22 protein-coding genes and 1 riboswitch are annotated in these 22871 nt (G+C 61.9%); of the genes, 14 read left to right on the top strand and 8 right to left on the bottom strand.

Annotated elements, in window-relative coordinates; genetic code table 11:
* Positions 1-38: 38 nt before the first annotated feature.
* The gene (locus AC1D1J_RS10915; protein WP_477694687.1) at positions 39-1277 is read left to right on the top strand and encodes an MFS transporter; all 1239 of its coding nucleotides are present in this window, start codon (positions 39-41) and stop codon (positions 1275-1277) included.
* Between the two features lie 115 nt (positions 1278-1392).
* Here AC1D1J_RS10915 and AC1D1J_RS10910 read toward each other — a convergent pair whose 3' ends face one another.
* Entirely contained in the window at positions 1393-2205 is an 813-nt protein-coding gene (locus tag AC1D1J_RS10910; protein WP_477694686.1) for an HAD-IIB family hydrolase, read from the bottom strand.
* A gap of 265 nt (positions 2206-2470) precedes the next feature.
* Positions 2471-2545: riboswitch (S-adenosyl-L-homocysteine riboswitch) on the top strand.
* A gap of 101 nt (positions 2546-2646) precedes the next feature.
* On the opposite strand from AC1D1J_RS10910, the gene ahcY reads away from it, so the two are divergent.
* From ahcY to AC1D1J_RS10890, 4 genes are all read left to right on the top strand, one after another.
* Positions 2647-4077, top strand: coding sequence for an adenosylhomocysteinase (gene ahcY, locus AC1D1J_RS10905; protein ID WP_477688540.1), 1431 nt, complete (start codon positions 2647-2649; stop codon positions 4075-4077).
* 147 nt (positions 4078-4224) lie between these two features.
* Complete coding sequence (locus AC1D1J_RS10900) at positions 4225-5259, top strand: TlyA family RNA methyltransferase (protein WP_477694685.1); 1035 nt, start codon at positions 4225-4227, stop codon at positions 5257-5259.
* 8 nt (positions 5260-5267) lie between these two features.
* Entirely contained in the window at positions 5268-6104 is an 837-nt protein-coding gene (gene metF, locus AC1D1J_RS10895) for a methylenetetrahydrofolate reductase [NAD(P)H] (RefSeq protein ID WP_477694684.1), read from the top strand.
* 11 nt (positions 6105-6115) lie between these two features.
* Positions 6116-6745 (top strand): septal ring lytic transglycosylase RlpA family protein, encoded by a 630-nt coding sequence (locus AC1D1J_RS10890; RefSeq protein WP_477688537.1) that lies wholly within the window; start codon positions 6116-6118, stop codon positions 6743-6745.
* A 27-nt stretch (positions 6746-6772) separates the two neighbouring features.
* Here AC1D1J_RS10890 and AC1D1J_RS10885 read toward each other — a convergent pair whose 3' ends face one another.
* Both AC1D1J_RS10885 and AC1D1J_RS10880 read right to left on the bottom strand, forming a co-directional pair.
* A complete protein-coding gene (locus AC1D1J_RS10885; RefSeq protein WP_477694683.1) occupies positions 6773-7243 on the bottom strand; it encodes a cupin domain-containing protein in 471 nt (156 codons plus the stop codon).
* A gap of 512 nt (positions 7244-7755) precedes the next feature.
* A complete protein-coding gene (locus AC1D1J_RS10880; RefSeq protein WP_477694682.1) occupies positions 7756-8307 on the bottom strand; it encodes a hypothetical protein in 552 nt (183 codons plus the stop codon).
* 212 nt (positions 8308-8519) lie between these two features.
* Here AC1D1J_RS10880 and AC1D1J_RS10875 point away from each other — a divergent pair, with 212 nt between their 5' ends.
* The 3 genes from AC1D1J_RS10875 to AC1D1J_RS10865 are packed head-to-tail and all read left to right on the top strand — an operon-like array spanning position 8520 to position 11618.
* Positions 8520-9176: a GbsR/MarR family transcriptional regulator gene (locus AC1D1J_RS10875; protein ID WP_477651344.1), complete on the top strand. Its 657-nt coding sequence runs from the start codon at positions 8520-8522 to the stop codon at positions 9174-9176.
* Between the two features lie 2 nt (positions 9177-9178).
* Complete coding sequence (locus tag AC1D1J_RS10870; protein WP_477694681.1) at positions 9179-10594, top strand: cytochrome ubiquinol oxidase subunit I; 1416 nt, start codon at positions 9179-9181, stop codon at positions 10592-10594.
* Positions 10587-11618, top strand: coding sequence for a cytochrome d ubiquinol oxidase subunit II (locus AC1D1J_RS10865; RefSeq protein WP_477694680.1), 1032 nt, complete (start codon positions 10587-10589; stop codon positions 11616-11618). Before AC1D1J_RS10870 ends, AC1D1J_RS10865 begins: the two co-directional genes overlap by 8 nt.
* A 2-nt stretch (positions 11619-11620) precedes the next feature.
* On the opposite strand, the gene AC1D1J_RS10860 is transcribed toward AC1D1J_RS10865, so the two are convergent.
* The 3 genes from AC1D1J_RS10860 to AC1D1J_RS10850 all read right to left on the bottom strand — a co-directional run bounded on the left by AC1D1J_RS10860 (position 11621) and on the right by AC1D1J_RS10850 (position 17013).
* The gene (locus AC1D1J_RS10860) at positions 11621-13693 is read right to left on the bottom strand and encodes a protein kinase domain-containing protein (RefSeq protein WP_477694679.1); all 2073 of its coding nucleotides are present in this window, start codon (positions 13691-13693) and stop codon (positions 11621-11623) included.
* Positions 13690-15690, bottom strand: a complete 2001-nt coding sequence (locus tag AC1D1J_RS10855) for a sensor histidine kinase (protein ID WP_477694678.1) — start codon at positions 15688-15690, stop codon at positions 13690-13692. The genes AC1D1J_RS10860 and AC1D1J_RS10855 overlap by 4 nt, the downstream gene beginning before the upstream one ends.
* 324 nt (positions 15691-16014) lie before the next feature.
* Positions 16015-17013 (bottom strand): 23S rRNA (adenine(2030)-N(6))-methyltransferase RlmJ, encoded by a 999-nt coding sequence (locus AC1D1J_RS10850; RefSeq protein ID WP_477694677.1) that lies wholly within the window; start codon positions 17011-17013, stop codon positions 16015-16017.
* A gap of 205 nt (positions 17014-17218) precedes the next feature.
* Here AC1D1J_RS10850 and rplM point away from each other — a divergent pair, with 205 nt between their 5' ends.
* The 6 genes from rplM to mdtD all read left to right on the top strand — a co-directional run bounded on the left by rplM (position 17219) and on the right by mdtD (position 21522).
* Positions 17219-17647, top strand: a complete 429-nt coding sequence (rplM, locus tag AC1D1J_RS10845; RefSeq protein ID WP_007867557.1) for a 50S ribosomal protein L13 — start codon at positions 17219-17221, stop codon at positions 17645-17647.
* 10 nt (positions 17648-17657) lie between these two features.
* Entirely contained in the window at positions 17658-18050 is a 393-nt protein-coding gene (gene rpsI / locus AC1D1J_RS10840) for a 30S ribosomal protein S9 (RefSeq protein WP_007867568.1), read from the top strand.
* A gap of 230 nt (positions 18051-18280) precedes the next feature.
* A complete protein-coding gene (locus AC1D1J_RS10835) occupies positions 18281-18988 on the top strand; it encodes a DUF6776 family protein (RefSeq protein WP_477666786.1) in 708 nt (235 codons plus the stop codon).
* Positions 18989-19041: 53 nt separating this feature from the next.
* Positions 19042-19443, top strand: a complete 402-nt coding sequence (locus tag AC1D1J_RS10830) for a bactofilin family protein (RefSeq protein WP_457282898.1) — start codon at positions 19042-19044, stop codon at positions 19441-19443.
* A 167-nt stretch (positions 19444-19610) separates the two neighbouring features.
* The gene (gene erpA, locus AC1D1J_RS10825) at positions 19611-19976 is read left to right on the top strand and encodes an iron-sulfur cluster insertion protein ErpA (protein WP_122955163.1); all 366 of its coding nucleotides are present in this window, start codon (positions 19611-19613) and stop codon (positions 19974-19976) included.
* Positions 19977-20100: 124 nt separating this feature from the next.
* Positions 20101-21522, top strand: a complete 1422-nt coding sequence (gene mdtD / locus AC1D1J_RS10820; RefSeq protein ID WP_477694676.1) for a multidrug transporter subunit MdtD — start codon at positions 20101-20103, stop codon at positions 21520-21522.
* 18 nt (positions 21523-21540) lie between these two features.
* Here mdtD and AC1D1J_RS10815 read toward each other — a convergent pair whose 3' ends face one another.
* Together AC1D1J_RS10815 and AC1D1J_RS10810 are read right to left on the bottom strand one after the other, a co-directional pair.
* A complete protein-coding gene (locus AC1D1J_RS10815) occupies positions 21541-22503 on the bottom strand; it encodes an ROK family protein (RefSeq protein WP_477694675.1) in 963 nt (320 codons plus the stop codon).
* A gap of 16 nt (positions 22504-22519) precedes the next feature.
* Positions 22520-22714, bottom strand: a complete 195-nt coding sequence (locus AC1D1J_RS10810) for a DUF2905 domain-containing protein (RefSeq protein ID WP_477688530.1) — start codon at positions 22712-22714, stop codon at positions 22520-22522.
* Positions 22715-22871 lie beyond the last annotated feature (157 nt).

Here is a 22871-nt window from a genome sequence, read left to right as displayed (position 1 = left end):
GCAAATAAATTTGCTTTAAGAAAGTCGAGCGTTTCCCCATGACTGCACCAGCCGCCCCCTCTTTGCAATCATCACCCACCAAGGCCGCCCGCTGGCAACTGCCGCCCGCAGCCGCCTTCCCTCTGCTGGCGATCCTGCTGTTCGCGTTCTTCGTGGCGGGCAGTGCGCCGTCGCCGCTGTTTGTCGTGTTCCAGCAGCAGTGGGGCTTTTCGCCCGCGCTGCTGACGGTGGCCTTTGCGATTTACGCGATTGCGCTGCTGGCCTCGCTGCTGGTGGCCGGCTCGCTGTCTGACCACATCGGCCGCCGGCCCGTGGTGTTTACCGCTTTGTTGCTGCAGGCCGGCGCGATGCTGACCTTTTTGCTGGCCGAAGGCATAGGCGGCATCATCGCCGCGCGCATCGTGCAGGGCATCGCCACCGGCATGGTCGGCGGCGCGCTGACGGCGGCGGTGGTGGAAGCCGCCCCCGCCGCGCAGAAACGCCTGGGCGCGATGATCGGCAGCGTCTCGCCGCTGGCGGGCTTGGCCGTGGGCGCGTTGCTCACCGGTATCGCCGTCAAGTTCACCTTGCACCCGGTGCCGCTGGTGTTCGGCGTGCTGGTCGCCATCTGCGTCGTGGGTGCGGTGGCCACGCTGTTCCTGCCCGAAAGCGTCACGCCGCGCCCCGGCGCGCTGGCTTCGCTGGTGCCGCGCATCTCGGTGCCGGTGCAGGCGCGCGCCGAATTTGTGCGCGGCGTGCCGACAATGCTGGCGGTGTGGTCGCTGGCGGGTCTGTACCTGTCGCTGGTGCCTTCCATGCTGCAGCAAATCTTTGGCATCCACGACGGCATCGTCAATGGCCTGGCCATTGCGGCCTTCTTCGGCCTGGGCGCTGCTTCGCCGACTTTGTTGAGGCGCTTTTCGCCCGTGCGCATGAGCGCCATCGGCATGAGCTTGCTCGCCGTGGGCGCAGGTCTGGTGGTCCTGTCGCTGGCCACCCGTTCCGTGGCGCTGTTTTTCGCGGGGACGGCGCTGGCCGGTTTCGGCGGCGGCTCGGCTTTCTCCGCGCAGGTGCAGACGCTGGCGCCGATGGCACAGCCGCACCAGCGGGCGGAGTTGTTTTCTGCGCTGTACGCCATCAGCTACCTGGCCTTCAGCGTGCCCGCCATGCTGGCAGGCCGGCTGATCGCGCCGCTGGGCTTGCCTGCCACGGTAGAGGGTTACGCCGCGCTGGTGCTGGCCGTGGCGGCCCTCGGCGCCTGGCTGCGCTGGGGCTCGGTGCGCCGCCAATATAGCTAACCCCTGCTGACGCTCACTTCGTGTAGCGTCCCCTCTCCTTCAGGGGACGTTGCCTGCGGCCGGGCAAAGCCCGATCCGCGGCACCCGCTGAGGTAACGCGGGGCAGCTGCGGTTGTTAATCCAGTAAAGCGCGCGCCATTTCGGTGAAACCTGCGCCGCGCTCGCCGCGCGTTACGTAGCGCGGCAAGTGCGCCAGCTGCGGAACAAAGCGCGCGATGTTGGCCACGCCCACGCTGTTGGCAAAGGTCTTGAACATCAACTGGTCGTTGGTTGAATCGCCCACATAGACCCATTGGTCCATCTCGGCGTCCAGGTCGCGCTGCCAGAGCTGCCGGACTATCCAGCGCGCGCCTTCGAGCTTGTTGTGGCTGCCATACCAGCCATTGATATGGATGCTGCTCACGGTGGCGTGCATGCCCTCGCTTTTCATCAGCGCCACCACCGCGGCGATTTGCGCGTCGCTCAAATGCACAAACTCACTGTGATCGATGGCGATGTCGGTTTCGCGGCCCGGCGAGTCGGTGGCGCGGGTGATGCCTGGCAGCTCGCGCTCGATGCGCGCCAGCACGGCCTGCATGCGGGCGAAGTTGGCGTCGCGAGTCGCCGCATCCTGTTGATACAGTTTTGATAGCGGCTTGCGCCCGTCCTGCTTGGTCTGCCGGCCATTTTCCTGTTCGGAAAGCAGCGCCACCGCACCGTTTTCGGCCACGATGGCATCCACCGGCCAGGTCACTGCGAAGGGTTCGCTCCAGCCCACCGGCCGTCCTGTGATGGCCACGACCTTGAAACCGCGCGCTTTCAATTCGCCCAGCGCAGCCAGCGCATCGGCCGTGATGGCGCCTTCAGTGGTCAGGGTGTCGTCGATGTCGGTGAAGACGCCGGTGATGCGGCGCCGCTGGCTGTCCGGCCAGGTGTTCAGTTCTTGCATGGTGAAATTTTCGCACTGAATGTGGCCCCCACGCTCCCCCACTTCGTGTGGGTCGCTGCCCCCCCGAGGGGGCCGCCCGCCTGTGGCCCGGCAAAGCCGGTTCCACGGCTCATGCTGGCTTGAAGATTCAGGGCGGATGCAGCGGGAGTATTTCACCAGTGGGGGCCGAGGGTCCGGCTTTGCCGGCCCCAGGCGCCGCCCCCTTGAGGGGGGAACGGGCTACACGCCAGTGAGCCTGGACGGGGGTGATTTGTTATAATCACGGCTTCCTGAGGAGCGTTGCAACCCACTCCATGTGGTCTAGGCTCAGGACTTTCATTTGCAACCACGCTCACCCGCATGTGCTTTCAAACCGGGTGAGGCTAACAACAAACTCCCCGATTGACGTACAGGCTCGTGGCTATTTTGCCCAGTTTGACCTATGACTTTCGGAGTTACCAAATGAGCGCCGTCCTGAAACCTTCCACCGACTACACCATTGCCGATATTTCGCTTGCCGCCTGGGGCCGCAAGGAACTGAACATCGCGCAAACTGAAATGCCCGGCCTGATGGCCATCCGCGAAGAATTCGCGAAGGCGCAGCCGCTCAAGGGCGCGCGCATCACCGGATCGCTGCACATGACGATCCAGACCGGCGTGCTGATCGAAACCCTGCAGGCCCTGGGCGCTGAAGTGCGCTGGGCTTCGTGCAACATCTTCTCGACGCAGGACCACGCTGCCGCCGCGATTGCCGCTGCCGGCACGCCGGTGTTCGCCATCAAGGGCGAAACCCTGGCCGACTACTGGGACTACACCCACAAGATCTTCGAATTCAGCGGTGCCAAGGGCACGCCTGAAGAAGGCCCCAACATGATCCTGGACGACGGCGGCGACGCAACGCTGCTGATGCACCTGGGCACCAAGGCCGAAAAAGACGCGAGCCTGATCTCCAAACCCGGCAGCGAAGAAGAAATCTGCCTGTTCAACTCGATCAAGGCCAAGCTCGCGCAAGACCCGACCTGGTACAGCCGCCGCCTGAAGAACATCATCGGTGTGACCGAAGAAACCACCACCGGCGTGTTGCGTTTGAATGAAATGTCGGCCAAGGGCACGCTGGCCCTGCGCGCCATCAACGTGAACGATTCCGTCACCAAGTCCAAGTTCGACAACCTGTACGGCTGCCGCGAATCCCTGGTTGACGCCATCAAGCGCGCCACCGACGTGATGGTCGCCGGCAAGGTTGCACTGGTTGCCGGCTACGGCGACGTGGGCAAGGGCTCTGCACAAGCCTTGCGCGCCCTGAGCGCCCAGGTGTGGGTGACCGAGATCGACCCGATCAACGCCCTGCAGGCCGCGATGGAAGGCTACAAGGTCGTGACCATGGAATACGCCGCCGACAAGGCTGACATTTTTGTGTCCGCCACCGGCAACAAGAACGTCATCACCTATGAGCACATGGCGAAGATGAAAGACCAGGCCATCGTCTGCAACATCGGCCACTTCGACAACGAAATCGACGTTGCTGCACTCGAAAAATGCACCTGGGAAGAGATCAAGCCGCAAGTCGACCACGTGATCTTCCCGGACGGCAAGCGCATCATCCTGCTGGCCAAGGGCCGCCTCGTGAACCTGGGTTGCGGCACCGGCCACCCGAGCTTCGTGATGTCGTCGAGCTTTGCCAACCAGACGATCGCACAGATCGAGCTCTTCACCAAGAAAGACGCGTACGAAGTGGGCAAGGTCTATGTGCTGCCCAAGCATCTTGACGAAAAGGTCGCCCGTTTGCACCTGAAGAAGGTTGGCGCTGTGCTGACCGAGTTGAGCGACGAGCAGGCTGCGTACATCGGTGTCAGCAAAGCAGGCCCGTACAAAGCCAACACCTACCGCTACTGATCCCGCGCTACTGCGCGGCCGTGATGCGTCGTTGCGGGTCCCTCCATGAATCCTCACGTACCTCCAGTACGCTCCGGTTCATGGGTCCTCCCGCGCCTAGCCTGACGGCCGCTCGCGACGCGCTGAGCCCTTTTTTTCTGGAACTACATGCGCGCTGACCTATTCCTCGTCGAACACGGCCATGCCGCCACCCGCTCCCAGGCCCAGCGCCTGATTGCGTCGGGTGTGCAGTGGCGTCCTGAAAGCGACGCTGCCTGGAAGAAGGTCGCCAAGAACGGCGACGAGATTCCGCCCGGCGCTGAACTGCAGTTGCTGGACACCACCGAAGCCAAGTACATCTCGCGCGGTGGGCTCAAGCTCGAAGGCGCGCTGAAAGCTACCGGCCTGAAGGTGGATGGCTTGCGCTGCCTTGACGTGGGCCAGTCCACCGGCGGCTTTACCGACTGCCTGCTGCAGCACGGCGCAGTGCAGGTGGTGGGCGTTGATGTGGGCCACGGCCAGCTGCACGCCAGCCTGCGTGAAGACCCGCGTGTGGTTTGCGTCGAGGGCTTGAATGCCCGTTCCATGACCGCCGCCGACCTCGTGGCCGGCCATGCAGGCGACAGCGATGACATGGGTTTTCCGGATGACTTCGATGGCGATGAGGATGACGCTGACCTGGATGAGGCCAGCCCAGCCGCAGAAGCCAACTTCGACTTCCTGACCGGCGACCTGTCTTTCATCTCGCTCACGCTGGTGTTGCCCGCCGTGGTTCGCCTGCTCAAGCCTGGCGGCGACTTGCTCATGCTGGTCAAGCCGCAGTTTGAGTTGCAGCCCGGCCAGATCGGCAAGGGCGGCATCGTGCGCGATCCGGCGCATTTCGAGTTTGTCGAAAAGCGCTTGCGCGATGCCTGCGCAGCGCTGGGACTGGAAGTCAAAGCCTGGCTGGAGTCGCCGATTGAAGGCGGTGACGGCAACCGCGAATTTTTTATCCAGGCCGTCAAGGGCCAGGACGTGGTGGGCGAAGACCAGCCGCTGCCGGCCGCGCCGCAGCGCAAGGTGGCCAAGCGCGTGCCGCGCAGCGAAATGCGCGCCTCCCGCGCGCCGCACGAAGACTCCGAACTTGCGCATGCCGGCCAACCTGGCCCTGCACGTGGCAAACGGCGTGACAACAAAACCGATACGACAAACAACGACGAGTGAGATCCGTGATGAGCCTGAACCTTCCCCTCAGTTTTGAATTTTTCCCGCCCAAGACACCTGAAGGCGCCGAGAAGCTGCGTGTGGCGCGCCAGGCGCTGTATGCGCACAAGCCCGAGTTCTGCTCGGTGACGTTTGGCGCGGGCGGTTCCACGCAGGACGGCACCTTTGGTACGGTGAGCGAGATCCTGGCCGAAGGCGTGGCGGCGGCCTGCCATTTCTCATGCGTGGGCGCCACCAAGGCCACCGTGCGCCAGCAACTCACCACCTTGCAGATCATGGGCGTGAAGCGTCTGGTGGCCCTGCGCGGCGACCTGCCCAGCGGCTACGGTGCTGGCGGCGAGTTCCATTACGCCAGCGACCTGGTGGCGTTTATCCGCGCCGAAACCGGCGACGCCTTCCACATCGAAGTGGCCGCCTACCCGGAGATCCATCCCCAGGCCAGATCGGCCGACGCTGACCTGCAGGCCTTTGTGCAAAAGGTCAAGGCCGGCGCCAACTCGGCGATCACCCAATATTTCTTCAACGCCGACGCCTACTATCGTTTTGTCGACGACGCGCAGGCCCTGGGCGTGGACGTGCCCATCGTCCCCGGCATCATGCCGATCACCAGTTCCACGCAGCTCATGCGTTTTTCCGATGCCTGCGGCGCTGAGATTCCGCGCTGGATCCGTCTGCGCCTGCAGGGCTTTGGCGACGACACCGCGTCCATCAAGAGCTTCGGCCTTGATGTGATCAGCGGTTTGTGCGAGCAGCTCTACGCAGCCGGCGTGCCCGGCATCCATTTCTACACGATGAACCAGGCCGCAGCGACGACCGAAATCATCGGGCGACTGCAGCGCGCCTGAGGCCGCCATCCATGCTGCAGGGAGCCTGCCGGTCTGCCGTCACCCTCAGCGCTGCGGTGCTGCTGGCCTTGCTGGCTGCCTGCACCACGCCGCCATCCAACAAGTCATCCACCGCGCCGGGCGCTGGTACTGCTGCACCGGTGCCGCGTCCTTCACGTCCCGCCACCGATGCATCACCCGTGATCGGTGAGATGGCCGACGAGGTGCCGCCTTCTGCCGCTGCACCCAGGCCGTCGCTGCTGGCCGGCGAAGTGCCCCGCGAATTCCAGCGCGGCCAGGCTTCCTGGTACGGCCCGCGCTTTAACGGCCGGCGCACCGCCAGCGGTGAGCGCTTTGACATGCAGGAGTTCACCGCCGCGCACCGCACGCTGCCTTTTGGCACCATGGTGCGTGTGCACAGCCTGGTCAACGGCCGCGACGTGGACGTCCGTATTACCGACCGCGGACCCTACAGCGGCAACCGCATCATCGACCTGAGCCGTGCCGCGGCGGAAGAGCTCGGCATGCTGGGCATGGGGCTGAAAGAAGTTGTGCTGCTGGTGCCGGAGTCCACACCGGAGGTCGCGACGACGCCCGCGCCTGCGGCCCGGAAGCGCCCGCCTGCAAGGCGGCGCCCAACGGCGCCGCGTACGCCGCGCTGAATCGCCCCGCTGACGAGGCGCGCTCGCTCAGTTCACAAAAGTCACGTCGTCCCTGGGCTGAGGCGGGATCTTGATGGCCAGTGCCTTGACGGGCCCGCTGGTCACCAGCGTACCGCCGTGTGCCGTGCCTTTGGGAATGATGATCAGCGTGCCCGGCTTGAACTCCTTGCGCTCGCCGCCCAGCCACATGGCGCCACTGCCTTCGATGATGTACTGGATCTCGTCGGTTTTCGGGTGAATGTGTTTGGCCACATTGCCGGACTGAATGCCGATGGTGGCGTTGTCGGTGATGACCAGTCCTTTCGCATTCATTTCAGGATTGGGGGTGCCGGGAATGTCGCCGTGCTTGAGCGCCGCGAGGTCAATCATTGCCGGCGCCAGGGGCACGGCCTGCGCGTGCGCATCGGGCAGGGCGTGCTGGGCCAGCGGCGACAGCGCAATCCCGGCCACAAAAGCCAGGGTGACGGAAAAGCCGAGGACGGTGGTGGTGTGGCGCATGGAATCCTTTTCGAGGTGTTGTGTAAGGGCGGGCCAGTATGCCCATGTTGCGACGGGCTTGCCAAGAGCGCTGACCCGACCCGCAACCGGCCGTTTCGCTTGGAAGCAGGTCCGGCTAACACCCCCGCAACACCTCCAGCCCGGAGGCCTTCAGTTGCTGACCATGTTTGCTATCTATTTGATAGCTACCGGCGCATGATCCAATTGGGCGAGAGGCCGATTTGATGCTGAAAATAGGCTGGAAAAATGTTTTCAGGGCCGTTTTTCAGGCTTTTCCGGCCGGTGAGAGATGGTTTGGGGCGGTTTTGCCTCTTTTTTTGAATGAAAAATGCCCCCAGCCCAATAAGAATCTGCGCGAGCAGCTATGAATTTGATAGTGATCTATGGTTGACAGGTTGGTGAGCCCAGCTGCCGCTCGCGCTCCAGGCCAAATAGCGAGGCAAGGTGTTCTGGCGCCGATTATGGAAACGGATGCGGGACGGGGGGCCAAATTTCGTTGACCTAGGAGAGTGCTACTGCAGTGCCCAAGCACGCGGCACCATTGGATAGTCAATTTGTTCCGGAGTGGCAATGCCGCAAGCTAAAAACACTTCTTTCCAGAATGCGTAGGCTTGTCCGATGATCCAGTCCATCGAAATGAGATTTCCGCCGCCCTCGATCATCAGATAGTAGGTACGCAGTTCGCCGAGCAGAAACTCCCTTTCCTTAGCTGACACGGGCTCTTCACGAGGTCTTATGGCGAAGTGCTTTGCCCCATTTGCTACTTGGTCACAAACAAACACTCCATTGCACTCCCTTATGGCCCAGTTTTGTAGGCTTTTGAGATCCCGAATTTGGGTACCTGCCTGAGTTGAGAGCTGCAGGTATTGTTCTTCACTCAAAGTGGCCGCCAGCCAGTCGCTAATGTGCCATGCGGTTGTCGCGGCATTGAGTGCAAAGTAGGCTTTTTCATGGCTGTACTTCGTGATATCGAAGCCACGCATCTTGTCCCACTCCCATTCAAGCTTCACCAGCATATCCATCGGATTGGTGAGCGAAAAAGTTTTGTCGGACTGTTGGGCCATCACTATTCCGTCCTTTATTTAACAGTATGAGCGAGTCTCAACGTTCCTCCGCGCCATTTGACTGGGGTTGTATGGAAAGTTGATAGTCCACTCGAAATGACTTTAACCTTCAAAAAGGGTCAACGAAAACCCAGCCGCCAGCGCAAACCGCTTCAATTTATTAGAATTTCAGTAATTCCTGAAAATTCAATAAACCAAAGAGGCCCCGCGCCATGAACCTTGCCCCCCTGACCCAGCGATTTGTCCTCCATTTCGGTGAAATGGGCAGCCGTTGGGGCATTAACCGGACCGTGGGGCAGATTTATGCCTTGCTGTACGTCTCGCCGCGGGCCTTGAATGCCGATGAAATCGGTGAAGCGCTGGCGTTTTCTCGCTCCAACGTCAGCATGGGGTTGAAGGAATTGCAGTCGTGGAACCTGGTGCGGCTGCAGCACCTGCCGAACGACAGGCGCGAGTATTTCAGTGCGCCGGAAGACGTCTGGGCCATCTTCCGCACACTGGCCGAGGAACGCCGCAAGCGTGAAATAGACCCGACGCTTTCAATGCTGCGCGATGCGCTGATGGAACACCCGGCCAACCAGGACGACATCCATGCCCAGGCGCGCATGAAGCAGATGCACGATTTGATCGAGCTGATGACGGGCTGGCTGGCTGATGTGCAGAAGATGGACTCGGCCACGCTGATGAGCCTGATGAAGATGGGCGCCAAGGTGCAGAAGCTGCTGGAGGTGAAAGACAAGGTCGCCAGCAGCATGAAGGCCGGTTTGACAGGCCGCACCGCATCCAGCAAAGTGGCGGCGAAGCCTTCCGGCGAGCTTCCCGGCCCTGCAGCGCCCGCTGCCAACCTTCCCGACGAAAACAGGAGTTGATGATGGACGGTTTAGACGCATTCCTGTTGGCCCGCATCCAGTTTGCGGCCAACATCACCTTCCACATCCTCTTTCCCACCATCAGCATTTCACTGGGCTGGGTGCTGCTGTACTTCAAGCTGCGCTTCGTGAAAACCAAAGCGCAATACTGGATGGACGCCTACCAGTTCTGGGTGAAAATTTTCGCGCTGACCTTTGCCCTCGGTGTGGTCAGCGGCATCACCATGAGCTTTCAGTTCGGCACCAACTGGCCGGGCTATATGCAGAAAGTCGGCAACATCGCCGGGCCGCTGCTGGCCTACGAAGTGCTGACGGCCTTCTTTCTGGAGGCCACCATGCTGGGCGTGATGCTGTTCGCGCGTGAACGCGTGAGCGAGACCATGCACACCGTCGCCACGCTGCTGGTGGCGGGCGGCACCACGCTGTCGGCTTTCTGGATTCTGGCGCTCAACTCCTGGATGCAGACGCCGGCGGGTTTTGAAATGATCAACGGCCAGGCGCATGTGACGAGCTGGCTGGCGGTGATCTTCAATCCTTCATTTCCGTATCGGCTGGTGCACATGCTGCTGGCGTCGGGGCTGACGGTGGCTTTTCTGGTGGCGGGCGTTTCGGCCTACCGCTGGCTGCGCAACGATCGCGGCGCAGAAGTCATGGCCGGCCTGAAGACGGGCATCTACATGGCCGCGATGCTGATTCCACTGCAGATTGTCGCGGGCGACCAGCACGGCCTGAACACGATGGAGCACCAGCCGGCCAAGCTGGCCGCCATGGAAGGCATCTGGAAGACCGAGAAAGGCGTACCCGCGATTCTGTTCGCCTTGCCGGACGAAAAGGCCAAGGCCAACCACTATGAAATCGCGATTCCCAAGCTGGCGTCGTTGTACCTCACGCACTCGCTGGACGGCGAAGTCAAGGGCCTGGACCAGTTTGAAGGCAAGCATCCGCCCGTGGCGCCGGTGTTCTGGGCGTTTCGCATCATGGTCGGGGTGGGCGTTCTGATGCTGCTGGTCAGCTGGGCCAGCGTGTGGCAATTGGCACCCTGGAAAAAAGACCCTGACCGTACGCTCACCGTATGGCATGCGCGAGTTCTGGTCGCCATGACATTCGCAGGCTGGATCGCGCTGATCGCCGGCTGGTATGTGACTGAAATCGGCCGGCAGCCCTGGCTGGTGACGGGCGTGCTGACGGCGGCTGATGCCGCCTCAAAAGTGCCTGCGCCACGCATTGCGTTGACGCTGACGCTTTACCTCGCGCTGTACGCGGTGCTGCTGGTGTCTTATGTGTCGGTGGTGTTTTACCTCGCGCGGCACAGGAAACATGCGGACAAGCCGTTCGGCGATGACAGCACCGCCGGTGAGCCCGAGAAGGACCTCAACGTCGTGAACTACCCCGAAAAAGAAGGAGCCTCCAATGCTTGACCTTGCCCCTGACCTGACGCAAGCCGCCGGCTGGATGCCCATCGTCTTCCTGGTGGTGATGGGCCTGGCCATGCTGGCCTATGTGATTCTGGACGGCTACGACCTGGGCGTGGGCGTGTTGATGCGCACCGCCGGCGATGACGACAAGGACACCATGATCGCCAGCATCGGCCCCTTCTGGGATGCCAACGAAACCTGGCTGGTGCTGGGCGTTGGTATTTTGCTTACCGTGTTTCCGCTGGCGCACGGCGTTATTCTGGGCGCGCTGTATTTGCCCGTGGCCTTCATGCTCATCGGCCTCACGCTGCGCGGCGTGGCCTTTGACTTCCGCGTGAAGGCGCGCGCCAGCCACAAGCCGCTGTGGAACCGCATGTTCTACACCGGCTCGCTGCTGGCGAGCTGGTCGCAGGGCTACATGCTGGGTTCGCTGATCACCGGTTTTGCGGCGACCTGGTGGACGATTGTGTTCAACGCGGTCATCGGCGCGGCGCTGGTCGCGGCGTATTGCCTGCTCGGCGCCGGCTGGCTCATCATCAAATCCGAAGGCGAATTGCAACTGCAAGCCGTGCGCTGGGCCAGGCGCAGCCTGCTGTTCACTGTGATCGGTATCGGCGCCATTTCGGTGGCCACACCGCTGGTGAGCCAGAGCATTTTCGACAAATGGTTTTCGTTTCCGAACATCGTGCTGCTGCTGCCGATCCCGGCAGCCACGGCGGTGCTGTTCGGTGTGATTTTCCGCAGCCTGCAGCGCCTGCCTGTGCGCCTGGCGCAGGGCAATGAATACGGCGCCTGGGTGCCATTCGGTGCCACGGTCGGCGTGTTTTTGCTGGCCTTCTACGGCCTGGCCTACAGCCTCTTTCCGTGGCTGGTGATCGACAAGCTGACGATCTGGCAGTCGGCCAGTGCGCCCGAAGCCATGGGCGTGATCCTGGCCGGTGCGGCGGTGGTGTTGCCGATGATCATTGGGTACACGATCTTTGCGTACCGGATTTTCTGGGGAAAAAGTACGGCCTTGAAGTACTAGCGCTACAGACTGATCTCGGGAGCGGGGGCTATGGCTTCCAGCTCCAGCAAAAAGGCTTCGGCCGATTCGTAGCGGTGCTCGGGATTTTTGGCCATCAGTTTGTTGACCACGCCCTGCAATTCCGCATGCACTTCGGGAAGTGCGGGGGTATCGGCATTCAGGTGTTTGGCCAGCAGCAGCTCGAGCGATTCGGCAACGTAGGGCCTGCGGTTGGCCAGCATTTCAAACAGCATCACGCCCAGGCTGTAGAGGTCGGACTGCGCCGTTACCTTGCGGCCTGTGGCCTGCTCGGGGCTCATGTAGTAGGGCGTTCCAACGACGTCACCGTGGTGGGTTTGGGTCAGGCCCATGCTGGGGGCCTGCAGCATGGACTTGGCAATGCCGAAGTCGGCCAGCGCCACGCTGCCGTCGGCGCGCAGCATGACGTTTTCAGGCTTGATGTCGCGGTGGACGATGCCGTGCGCATGGATGGCCGACAGCGCCTGGGCGACCTCGCGCGCCACCGTCAGCGCCTGCGAGCGGGCCAGGTCGGGCCCGAACAGGCTGCGCAGGTCACCGCGTTCGAAGTACTCCATCGCGATGTAGGCGTGTTCGTCGGTGAATCCCTGGTCGTAGATCTTGATCACGTGCGGATGGTCGATCTTGCAGAGCAGGGCGTATTCCTGGATGAAGCGCACCAGGTGTTCCGAGGCTTCCTTGCCGCGTGAGTCCAGCACCTTGAGCACGATCGGCAGGCCGTCCGATTCACGCTCGCTCAGGTAGACCTCGGTCATGCCGCCGGCGCCGATCTTGCGCGTGATGCGGTAGCCTTTGAGGCGTACCGCCTCGCTGCTGGCGTCAAACCGCAGGTCTTTCAGCGCCGAGAGCTTGGCGTCCAGCGCGCCCTTGACCGCGCGTGCGGTGATGTCCGAATTGGCGCGCACGGCGTCGCTGATCTCGCTGGCGCGCTCGGTCAGGCTGGCCATGCCGTGGATTTTGTCGTCCATGGTGGTGATGAGGCCTGTGACCTCGGCCACATCGATGGCGAGGTTGCGGCCGGGCAGCGAAAGCGAGGTGTGGATGCCGGTCTGGATACCGGTGCCGGCTTCGCCGAGCGTCTGCTCGCTGGCCATCACCGTCCAGCCCTTTTCTTCGGTGGCGTCTTCCAGCCGCGAGGCCAGCGTCACGGTTTCGCCCACGGGCGTGAGTTCCTTGGTCTGCTGCGTGCCGAGCTGGCACAGCGTGACGGCGCCGCTGTGGATGCCGATGCCCATGGCAAACGGCGGCAGCGCGCGGCCGCCGAAGCGCTGCTCCAGCCAGTCGCGGAATTCATGCGTGGCCAGTGCCATGGCAAGAGCCGCAGAAATGGCGCGGCGCGGGGCCGGCAGCGGCGAGCCGGTGAGGGTGTCGACAAACACCGCCATCAGCCCGTCGCCGACAAACTTGATGTGCCGGCCGCTGTTTTTCAGCACGGGTTCGGAGATACGCTCAAAATATTCGGTGAGCAGTTGCGACACTTCCGCGGCATTGAGTTTTTCAGCCAGCGAGGTGAAATTGCGGATGCTGGCCACCAGCACAGTGGCATTGGGCAGTTCTTCGGTTTGCGCGCTGGCCGGAATATCAACCGGTACGCTGTCGGGGCGGCTGCCGCTGATGCGGCTGGCAAAAGCTGCGCGCAGGCGTTCTTCGCCGGCGGCCACCCCCGAGTCGATGGCTTCACTCACCCGTGCTTTTTTCTTCAGCTGCGCATTGACGGCGTCGAGCAGCTCGGCACGGCTGAAGGGTTTTGACAAATAGTCGTCGGCGCCGGCCGTCATGCCGCGGCGCATGCTTTCGCGGTCGTCCAGCGCGGTCAGCAGCATGAAGGGGGTGTTGACCAGCAGCGGGTCGGCGCGCACGGCTGCCAGCAGTTCAAAGCCGTTCATGCCGGGCATGCCGACGTCGGAGACGATCAGGTCGGGGCGGCTTGCGCGGGCCTGCTCCAGGCCCTGCCGGCCATCTGCGGCCGCGGCCGTTTCAAAACCTTCAAGCTTGAGCAACCGCACGATGTTGCTGCGGATGGCGTCGTCGTCCTCAACGATCAGGATCAGGGTCATGGGGTTCCTTGAGAAATGGGCAAGCTGATCGTGAACTGTGTGCCTGCTCCCGGCATGCTTGCCACCTCGATTTTGCCGTGATGCAGGTCAACGGCGTGTTTGACAATGGCCAGGCCCAACCCGGAGCCCTGGCGGTTGCCTACATTGGAGCCGCGGTGAAAGCTCTCGAACAGGCGTGGCAGGTCCGAGGGCGGAATGCCGATGCCTTCGTCGCTGACGCGCAGGATCAGGTGGTCCCCGGACGCGTCCTGCCGGCGGTCCAGCGTGAGCACCACCACACTGCCGGCGGGCGAATATTTGCAGGCGTTGGCCAGCAGGTTGCTGGCAATGTGCCGGACCAGCCGTTCGTCGAGCAGGACCAGCTGCGAAAAAGCGTCGTGGCCGATGGGGGCTTCAAATTCAATCGCATGCTGGCCGGCGTCGCTGGTGTGCATTTCGGTCACGAGCTTGCGGCACAGCGCCGCGATATCCAGCGGTTTCAGGTTGAGCTTGAGTTTTCCTGCGTCGGCCTGCCCGACGGTGAGCATGTCTTCAAGCATGCCCTGCATGCGTTTGACCGCGATCACCAGGTCGGCCATGATGTCCTGGCGCTCGCGGTGCGTGATTTTTTCGCCGTAGTGTTCGATCAACTCTGCGGACGACAGGATCGTGGCAAGCGGCGTGCGGAATTCATGCGAGGCCATGGACACAAAGCGCGTTTTCAGCTCACCCAGCTCGCGTTCGCGCGCCAGGGCCCGTCGGGCTTCTTCGTCGGCTACCTTGCGCCGGGTGATGTCCACGTAAGTCCACACGGAGCCTTCTTGCGGGCGGTTGCGGTCGAGCGCCGAGCCGTCCAGCTGAACCCAGATAAGCTCGCCGCTTTTGCGGCGCATGCGCGTTTCCAGCGAGAACGATCCGGTTTGCGCGATCTGCGCGTAGGCGAGTTCGCCGGTGCGTTCGAAGTCCTCGTCACTGGGATAGTGAACGCGCGTCTCCTTGCCCAGCAGCTCGGCCGGGCTGTAGCCGAGCATGGCGGCCAGCGTGCGGTTCAGCCACTGGTGGCGCCGTGCCTTGAGGAAGGTGACGCCGACGGCGGTGGTTTCGAGGATGGCTTCGCGCTGCGTCAGCGCGGTCTTGAGTTCTTCGTCCAGCCGGCGGCGCTCGCTGATGTCGGACATGAGCACGAGCAGGGCAGGTTCGCCATCCCACTCAATGCGCGTGCCGTAGATGCTGGCCCAGCCGGTGCGCAGGTCCGGCGCCATCGTTTCGCGCGGAGGCGTGATGAAGCGGGCCTCGTAGGCGCTGACCATGGTGCCAGACTGCATGAGCTCGCGCTGGCGCTGCACCATGCCGCGGTCGTCAGGATGGATCAGGTGCATGGACGGCAGTCCGGTGAGCGTCAGGCCGAACATGGCCTGGGCGCTGGTATTGGAAAAGCGCACGATGCCTTTTTGCACCACCAGGATCACGTCGTTGACGTTTTCCACGACCGCCCGGTAGCGCTCGGCGGCTGATCGGGTCAGGGCCTCGAGTCTTTTGCGCTCGGTGACATCTTTCAGGAAAAAAAGGTCCGCCGGCGCACCTTCCCAGTCCACCAGCACGCCATTGATTTCCACCCAGGAAATCGTGCCGTCGTCGCGCTGGAATCGCGCCTCAAACGCCGGGACGACGTTGCCGGCGGCGCGCAGCTTGTGCTTGCCGGAAACAAAGTTGCGGTCTTCCGGATGGATGAACTCGATCATGGGCCGGTCGGCCATGGTGCCGGCCTCTGTACCCAGCAAGGCCAGGCACGGCGGATTGGCAAAGCGCAGCAGGCCTTCCTGCCCGACGCAGATGTTTTCGGTCGCGAGGTCCACCATGGTCTGGTAGCGCGCCAGCGATGCACGAAGTTCCTGGGTGCGAAGCGCAACCCGGCGCTCGATTTCATGCTCCATGTCCTCTGGCGTGCCCATCGCCATGTCGCTTGCTGTGCCGGGGTTGATTCCCGTTTCCGCAGGCCTGGCCGTTTTTCCACGCACGCGCGGTCCACGGCCCGGCGTATCCGGGGCGGCGGATGGGAGAGCTTGAGCCTGGACGGGCATGTTAGTGGTGGAGCACCGAGGGAGCGGGGAGAGCCAAGAGGAAAGGAAGAAAAGAAAGCGGAAATCAGGACGCAGGAAGCAGGGGAAACACGGCGGGAAAATGAAGGCGCAGACTTTGGGAAAGCTTACGGGGCAACCTTGCCACAACTCACTGCGGCGGTAAAGACAGGAAAGTCTGGGCGCACAACACAGCCAACCTGGCATAACCGGCTGGCGGTGCCGGCTGCCATGCCCCCCTTGCAGGGCGTCGTCCTGAAAGCCCTAGCCGCCATGCTCCAGCGTGAAGCCGGCATTGCGGTCTTGCCCCAGCAGGGCCACCATTTGCGGCAAGGCCGCTTGCAGCTCTGCCTTGAGGGTGTGGGGCGGGTTAATGACAAACATGCCGCTGGCAGGAAGGCCTGGCCGTACCACGTCACCGGCGGCATCTGTTGTTAATTTGCTCGATTTCACCGTTAAAGCGGCATTCAGCCAGCTTCGGCTGGCTTTCACGGCCAGCGTCTTGAGCTTGCGGGGCAAGTCATGGGCTTCCGGCCGCGGAATGATGGGGTACCAGACGACATAGGCGCCGGTGGCGAAGCGCTTGACGGCGTCTGCCATGCAGGCCGACACACGCGCGTAATCGCTCTTCATTTCATAGCTGGGATCACACAGCACCATCGCCCGGCGGGCGGGTGGCGGCAAAAAGGTTTTCAGGGCTTCAAAGCCGTCTTCGCGCGAAACCGCCACCTGGCGGCCGACACCCAACTGTTCAATGTTGCCGGAAAGCGACTTGAAATCGGTGGGATGCAATTCAAACAACTTGAGCTTGTCGCGCCCGCTCAGGAATTGCTGCTCGATGAAAGGGGAGCCCGGATAGATCTTCAGGTGCGCGATGTCGCCGCTTTCGGCGAATTGCGGGTTCAGGCCGCGCAGCAGGTCGATGTAGTCCTGCAGGGCAGGCGCCCAGCCGCCAGCGGCTGGTTTGGCGACGGCGGGATTTGCTATGGTTTTAGGAGCTGCTTGCGCCCGCTGTACTTGGGCTGGAGCCGGTTTTGTCTCGGAAGCAGATTGGGAAAGCAGCCTGAAAATGCCTTCCTGGGCCTCACCGCTGGTTTCGGTGTAGTCGCCGTCAAGCCGGTACAGGCCCGCGCCCGCATGCGTGTCGATCACGGTCAGCGCCGTGTCTTTCTGGGTCAAATACTTCATCAACGCGATCAGCGTGGTGTGCTTGAGCACGTCGGCGTGGTTGCCTGCGTGGAAGGCGTGGCGATAGGAAAACATGGGTCTATCCTACCTTCTTGCATGGGGGAAATGCCTCAAACCCGGCTGAATATTGACGCAAGTCCTTGATTTTTCATATAATCGTTGGCTCTGCAGCGCCTAGTGGTTCCGCGGCAGAGCTTGAAATACTGCCTAAGAGGTTCTCATCAGAAGAACACCGACCGCAGAAAAGAACCCGACAAACCATTTTTTCGAAAGAAAACTCATGAAAACGTTCAGCGCAAAACCCGCTGACGTGACGCACGAGTGGTTTGTGATTGACGCGACCGACAAGGTCCTCGGACGAGTAGCCAGCGAAGTTGCTCTCCGTTTGCGCGGCAAACACAAGGCCATTTATACGCCTCACGTCGATACCGGTGACTTCATCGTCATCATCAATGCAGCCCAGCTGCGCGTCACCGGCGCCAAGTCGACTGACAAGATCTACTATCGCCATTCCGGTTATCCAGGCGGCATCACTGCCACCAATTTCCGCGACATGCAAGCCAAGCACCCCGGCCGCGCTTTGGAAAAAGCCGTCAAGGGCATGCTGCCCAAGGGCCCGCTCGGCTACGCCATGATCAAGAAACTCAAGGTGTACGGTGGTGCAGAGCACCCGCATACCGCCCAACAGCCTAAAGTGCTGGACATCTAAGGAGCCATTGATGATTGGTGAATGGAACAATGGCACCGGCCGTCGCAAATCCAGCGTCGCCCGTGTGTTTATCAAAAAAGGCACCGGCAAGATCACGATCAATGACCGTGACATCCAGGTGTTCTTCGGTCGTGAAACCTCGATCATGATCTGCCGCCAACCCCTGTTTCTGACGAACCACGTCGAGACGTTTGACATCATGGTCAACGTCCACGGCGGCGGTGAGTCCGGCCAGGCCGGCGCAGTGCGCCACGGTATCACCCGTGCGCTGATCGATTACGACGCAACGCTCAAGCCGGCCCTGAGCCAGGCCGGCTTTGTGACCCGCGATGCACGTGAAGTCGAACGTAAAAAAGTCGGTTTCCGCTCAGCTCGCCGCCGCAAGCAGTTCAGCAAGCGCTAAATCGACATTTAGCCGCTTTCGCTGTCCCCAAAAAGCCGCCTGGTTCACCTGGCGGCTTTTTTCATGGCCGAAGCATTTGTGTGGCGCCCGCAACGCCCTGTCAATGCTTTGTAAGCGTTTAGTTTTCCTGATGCAAAGCCTTACCCGGCTTTACGGCTGAATCGGGCGGTTCAGCGGATGTCTGCGTGCACAATGCAGCTCCTCGAACCGAAAACTGCAGGGTCCCCGATTTGAAATTTCGCCTGTTTCGCCGCCGGCTGACGATCAGCTCCCCGCGCATGTCGGTGCGCAGCTCGCTTCCCTGGCCCTTGCGGTGGATCGCCGGCGCCCTGATGCTGGGGTTTTCCGCAGCGGTCGCCCTCTGGGCCTTCGAGTTCGGCAAGGGGATTGCGGGCGTGGATACCGATGCCAGGGAAGAGATCAGCGTATTGCGTCAGGAAGTGGTCACTTTGCGTGCAGACCGCGACAGGGCGCAATCGATTGCCAATACTTCAGGCAGTCTGCTCACGGCCGAAAAAGCGGTGCAGGAAAAGATGATGAGCCAGATCCGGCAGCTGGAGAGCGACAACCGCAGCCTGCGTGACGACCTGGGATTTTTTCAGAAGCTTTTGCCGGCTGGTAGCGCCGAGGTTGTCGCCATCCGCAGCCTGCAGGCCGAGGTATTGTCGGGAACCCAGCTCAAATGGCAGGTCCTGGTGATCCAGCCCGTCAAGGGTGCGCCTAATTTCAACGGGAAACTTGACCTGACGGTTCATGGCACGCAGGACGGAAAACCCTGGACGATGACTTTGCCCGGTGGACCGCAAACTTTACAGTTCAAACAGTACCTTCGTGTGGAAGGTGTCCTCGACTTGCCCCCCCAAGCCATGGTACAAACAGTTACAGCTAAAGTCATTGAGGGGACAGCGGTCAGATCTGCCCAGACCTTCAAGCTTTGAGAATTTCCCCGATTTCCCCTTCCACCGCCACCCCCCAGCACAGGAACCTTTGTATGTTTGGAAAAAAGAAGCAGCCGCCCATCAAAAGCCTGATCGCCCAAGGCAGCTGCATCGAGGGCAACCTGAAATTCACCGACGGCCTGCGGATCGACGGTGAAGTGATCGGCGACATCCGTGCCGCCGAAGGCAGCTCCAGCATTCTGGTGATCAGCGAGTCCGCCACCGTGACCGGCCATATTCATGCCGACCATGTGATCATCAATGGTCGGGTGATGGGCCCTGTCCACGCCTCCGAGCTGCTTGAATTGCAGCCCAAAGCCAAAATCGAGGGCGATGTCTCTTACAAGGCGCTTGAAATGCACCAGGGTGCCGTCATATTCGGACAGTTGCGCGCTACCAGCCACGCGGAGCTGGAAGAAAAACCCACGCTCAAACTGGCCGCCAATAACATCTGATTGATTGGGCGAATTGAGCGAGTAAGCGCTCACAAATAGACCGCACGACCTAACACGCATGGGCGTTATGGTTGATTGAATTGCTGTACTATTTGCCCATAAGTGTCGCCAGAGGCTTGAACGCCTCGAATCGCGAACCCTGATTCGCTTTATGTATTGGAGTCCCCATGAGTGCCGTTGCCGAAAATATCCAGACCGAAATGCCCGCGCCCTTTGTCTTCACCGACAGCGCCGCGTCCAAAGTGGCTGAGCTGATTGCTGAAGAAGGCAACCCGGATCTGAAGCTGCGCGTCTTTGTGCAGGGCGGGGGGTGCTCCGGTTTCCAGTACGGTTTCACCTTCGATGAAATCACCAACGAAGACGACACCACGATGACCAAAAATGGCGTGTCCCTGCTGATCGACGCCATGAGCTACCAGTACCTGGTGGGCGCCGAAATCGACTACAAGGATGACCTTGAAGGCGCGCAATTCGTCATCAAGAACCCCAACGCCACCAGCACCTGCGGCTGCGGATCCAGCTTCTCGGCCTGAGGCGGAACTCAACGCCTTCGCTTTAAAAGCCGCCTTCGAGGCGGCTTTTTGCTGTCCGGCCATCTTCCCGTCTTCTTCATTCCCCATGCGGTGAACCAAGTTCGCCCTTTCGCATCTCTCATCCATGCAGGCAGAAGAAAAATCATTGCGCATGCTGCTCTGGCTGGTGGCCATCGGCTTTTTCATGCAGACGCTGGACGCCACCATCGTCAACACCACCTTGCCGGCCATGGCCCGCAGCTTCGGCGAAAGCCCTTTGCGCATGCAGTCGGTGGTGGTGGCCTATTCCCTCACCATGGCCATGCTGATCCCCGCGTCCGGCTGGATCGCCGACCGCTTTGGCACGCGGCGGGTGTATGTGGGGGCGATCTCGCTGTTCGTCATTGGCTCCGTCGCCTGCGCGCTGTCCGGCAACCTGATGCAACTGGTGGCGGCGCGTGTGGTGCAGGGCATGGGCGGGGCGCTGCTGCTGCCAGTGGGCCGGCTGGCCGTGCTGCGCGCCTTTCCGCGTGAGCGCTTTTTGCAGGCCATGAGCTTCATTGCCGTGCCGGGCCTGGTTGGCCCGCTGATCGGGCCCACGCTGGGCGGCTGGCTGGTTCAGGTGGCTTCCTGGCACTGGGTGTTCCTCATCAACATTCCGGTAGGGGTACTGGGCTGCGTGGCGACGCTTTTCTACATGGAGGACAACCCACGGCTTCAAATGCCGCGTTTCGACCTGCCGGGCTACCTTTTGCTGGCTTTTGGCATGGTGGCCGTGTCGCTGGCAGTGGATGGGCTGTCGGGCATGGGCCTGAAACAGGCCAGCGTGCTGGTGCTGCTGGTGTTCGGCATGGCCAGCCTTACCGCCTACTGGCTGCATGCCGCCAAGCGGCCCGATCCGCTGTTTTCGCCTCAGCTGTTCTCGATTCCCACGCTCAGCATCGGATTGCTGGGCAATTTGTTCTCACGCCTGGGCAGCTCATGCATGCCTTTCCTGGTGCCGCTCCTGCTGCAGGTCAGCCTGGACTATTCGCCGTTGCAGGCGGGGATGATGATGGTGCCGGTTGCCGTGGCGAGCATGCTGGTCAAGCGCGTCACCACACCGCTGATCACGCGCTACGGCTATCGCAGGGTGCTGGTGAGCAACACCGCGCTGGTGGGCCTGACGATGGCGAGTTTTGCTTTCGTGACGCCGGCGCAGCCGCTGTGGCTGCACATACTCCAGCTGGCGTGTTTTGGCGCGGTCAACTCGATGCAATTCACGGCGATGAACACCGTGACCCTGCGCGACCTGGACAGCAGCATGGCCAGCAGCGGCAACAGTTTGCTGTCGATGGTGCAGATGCTGGCGATGAGCATGGGCGTGGCCGCCGCGGGTGCGGTGCTGGCCGCTTTCACGGGCTTCTTTGGCGCGGGCGAGGCCGTGCAGACGCTGCATTCCTTCCAGGCAACGTTTGCCGCGATGGGTTTGATCACCCTGGCGTCAGCGGGGATTTTCTGGCAGCTGTCGCCGCAGGTGAGGGTGGTGAAGAAGGCTGAAGCGACCGAGGCTTCGGGGCAGGGTTAGTTCTGCCGGACAGCCAGGTCAACTTACCAGTGCCAAAGCTGCAAAATCCCCGACTCTTTCGCCCAGCCCTGCTGCCACCAGCTCAAAATCATCCGTCAGGGCGGGCAACTTGCCGTGAATCTGTGAACGCAGACGCGGCAAGAGGTAATCGCGGTGATTCCAGAATACGCCGCCGCCCATGCTGATGCGCTCCAGGTCCATCGTGACGACGAGGTTGTAGAGACCGCGCCCCAGTACCCGGCACAGTTCATCCACGAGCGTGATGGCGGCCATGTCGCCCGTCTGCGCAGCGGCGAACAATGCGGAAGCACCGGGGTAGCCCGCACCGGCAAAGCGCCGCGCAATCGCGTTGCCAGCCACAACGCCTTCGAGGTCACCCATATTGCCGCAGCCGCACAGCGCATCGCTGCTGTCGCTGACAAAGGAATGGCCTGCATGGCCCGCGTTGCCGTGCTTGCCGCGCAGGATCCGGCCATCCACGCACAGACCAAAGCCGATACCGGTGCTCCATGTCACGTAAGCGCAATGGCTGGAGCCTTGCAGTGCACCCCAGCGGCGTTCGGCCTGAAGGGCGCCCACGCCGTCGTTCTCGATGCGGAGTTTTTCGGCGAAGCGCCGGCGCAGAGGCGCTTCCAGCGGAACGCTCACCCAGTCGTTAGGCAGGCCGCGTGCCGGGCCTGCCATGCCGCCGCAGATGTTGGGGTTGGATATCTCCAGCATGCCGTCCCTCATCACGAAAGGGCCACAGGACGAAACGCCCACCGCATCGAGATCCTGTACGCGGATGCCGGCCGCATGGCAGGCCTCGTCCAGCATGCGCAACACCTGGCATGCCAATGTGTCGCGCGGGCCTTCTTTTCCAGTGGGTTCCGTGCGCCGGGACTGCAGGGCCAATGAGGCATGGGCGAAGGTTATCTCCGGGGCCGAGGGAATCAGGCTGACGGCAATCTTGGTGCCGCCCAGGTCGACGCAGGCTTTCATGTAGAGGGCCTTATTCTCAAATGAGCTTGGCGATCAGGCTGGCAATGAAGCTCAGCAGGATCGTGGTGGTGAGCGGGATGAACCATTCGCGCCCGAACAGGCGAAAACGCAAGTCGCCGGGCAGCTTGCCGAAGCCCAGCTTCTGCAGTAGCGGGCTGAACCAGCTGATAAGCATCAGGGCCAGGAAGATAACGATGAACCAGCGGATCATGAGGTTAGTTTAGCCCCCACGGTCGCTCACTTCGTGTAGCTCCCTGCCCCCCGAGGGGGCCGCCCGCCTGTGGCCCGGCAAAGCCGGTTCCACGGCTCATGCTGGCTTAAGAATTCAGTGAGCACAGCCAAGGCGCCGCGGGACTGGCTTTGCCAGA

Source organism: Polaromonas sp. P1_F8, assembly GCF_056405635.1.
The sequence above is the reverse complement of the archived record's forward strand: the minus strand, read 5'-3'. Positions and strand labels throughout refer to the sequence as shown.

Excerpts from the sequence above, each read along its gene's own strand:
- AC1D1J_RS10915 (WP_477694687.1), top strand. The coding sequence starts at position 39 with ATGACTGCACCAGCCGCCCCCTCTTTGCAATCATCACCCACCAAGGCC.
- AC1D1J_RS10910 (WP_477694686.1), bottom strand. The coding sequence starts at position 2,205 with ATGCAAGAACTGAACACCTGGCCGGACAGCCAGCGGCGCCGCATCACC.
- ahcY (WP_477688540.1), top strand. The coding sequence starts at position 2,647 with ATGAGCGCCGTCCTGAAACCTTCCACCGACTACACCATTGCCGATATT.
- AC1D1J_RS10900 (WP_477694685.1), top strand. The coding sequence starts at position 4,225 with ATGCGCGCTGACCTATTCCTCGTCGAACACGGCCATGCCGCCACCCGC.
- metF (WP_477694684.1), top strand. The coding sequence starts at position 5,268 with ATGAGCCTGAACCTTCCCCTCAGTTTTGAATTTTTCCCGCCCAAGACA.
- AC1D1J_RS10890 (WP_477688537.1), top strand. The coding sequence starts at position 6,116 with ATGCTGCAGGGAGCCTGCCGGTCTGCCGTCACCCTCAGCGCTGCGGTG.
- AC1D1J_RS10885 (WP_477694683.1), bottom strand. The coding sequence starts at position 7,243 with ATGCGCCACACCACCACCGTCCTCGGCTTTTCCGTCACCCTGGCTTTT.
- AC1D1J_RS10880 (WP_477694682.1), bottom strand. The coding sequence starts at position 8,307 with ATGGCCCAACAGTCCGACAAAACTTTTTCGCTCACCAATCCGATGGAT.
- AC1D1J_RS10875 (WP_477651344.1), top strand. The coding sequence starts at position 8,520 with ATGAACCTTGCCCCCCTGACCCAGCGATTTGTCCTCCATTTCGGTGAA.
- AC1D1J_RS10870 (WP_477694681.1), top strand. The coding sequence starts at position 9,179 with ATGGACGGTTTAGACGCATTCCTGTTGGCCCGCATCCAGTTTGCGGCC.
- AC1D1J_RS10865 (WP_477694680.1), top strand. The coding sequence starts at position 10,587 with ATGCTTGACCTTGCCCCTGACCTGACGCAAGCCGCCGGCTGGATGCCC.
- AC1D1J_RS10860 (WP_477694679.1), bottom strand. The coding sequence starts at position 13,693 with ATGACCCTGATCCTGATCGTTGAGGACGACGACGCCATCCGCAGCAAC.
- AC1D1J_RS10850 (WP_477694677.1), bottom strand. The coding sequence starts at position 17,013 with ATGTTTTCCTATCGCCACGCCTTCCACGCAGGCAACCACGCCGACGTG.
- rplM (WP_007867557.1), top strand. The coding sequence starts at position 17,219 with ATGAAAACGTTCAGCGCAAAACCCGCTGACGTGACGCACGAGTGGTTT.
- rpsI (WP_007867568.1), top strand. The coding sequence starts at position 17,658 with ATGATTGGTGAATGGAACAATGGCACCGGCCGTCGCAAATCCAGCGTC.
- AC1D1J_RS10830 (WP_457282898.1), top strand. The coding sequence starts at position 19,042 with ATGTTTGGAAAAAAGAAGCAGCCGCCCATCAAAAGCCTGATCGCCCAA.
- erpA (WP_122955163.1), top strand. The coding sequence starts at position 19,611 with ATGAGTGCCGTTGCCGAAAATATCCAGACCGAAATGCCCGCGCCCTTT.
- mdtD (WP_477694676.1), top strand. The coding sequence starts at position 20,101 with ATGCAGGCAGAAGAAAAATCATTGCGCATGCTGCTCTGGCTGGTGGCC.
- AC1D1J_RS10815 (WP_477694675.1), bottom strand. The coding sequence starts at position 22,503 with ATGAAAGCCTGCGTCGACCTGGGCGGCACCAAGATTGCCGTCAGCCTG.
- AC1D1J_RS10810 (WP_477688530.1), bottom strand. The coding sequence starts at position 22,714 with ATGATCCGCTGGTTCATCGTTATCTTCCTGGCCCTGATGCTTATCAGC.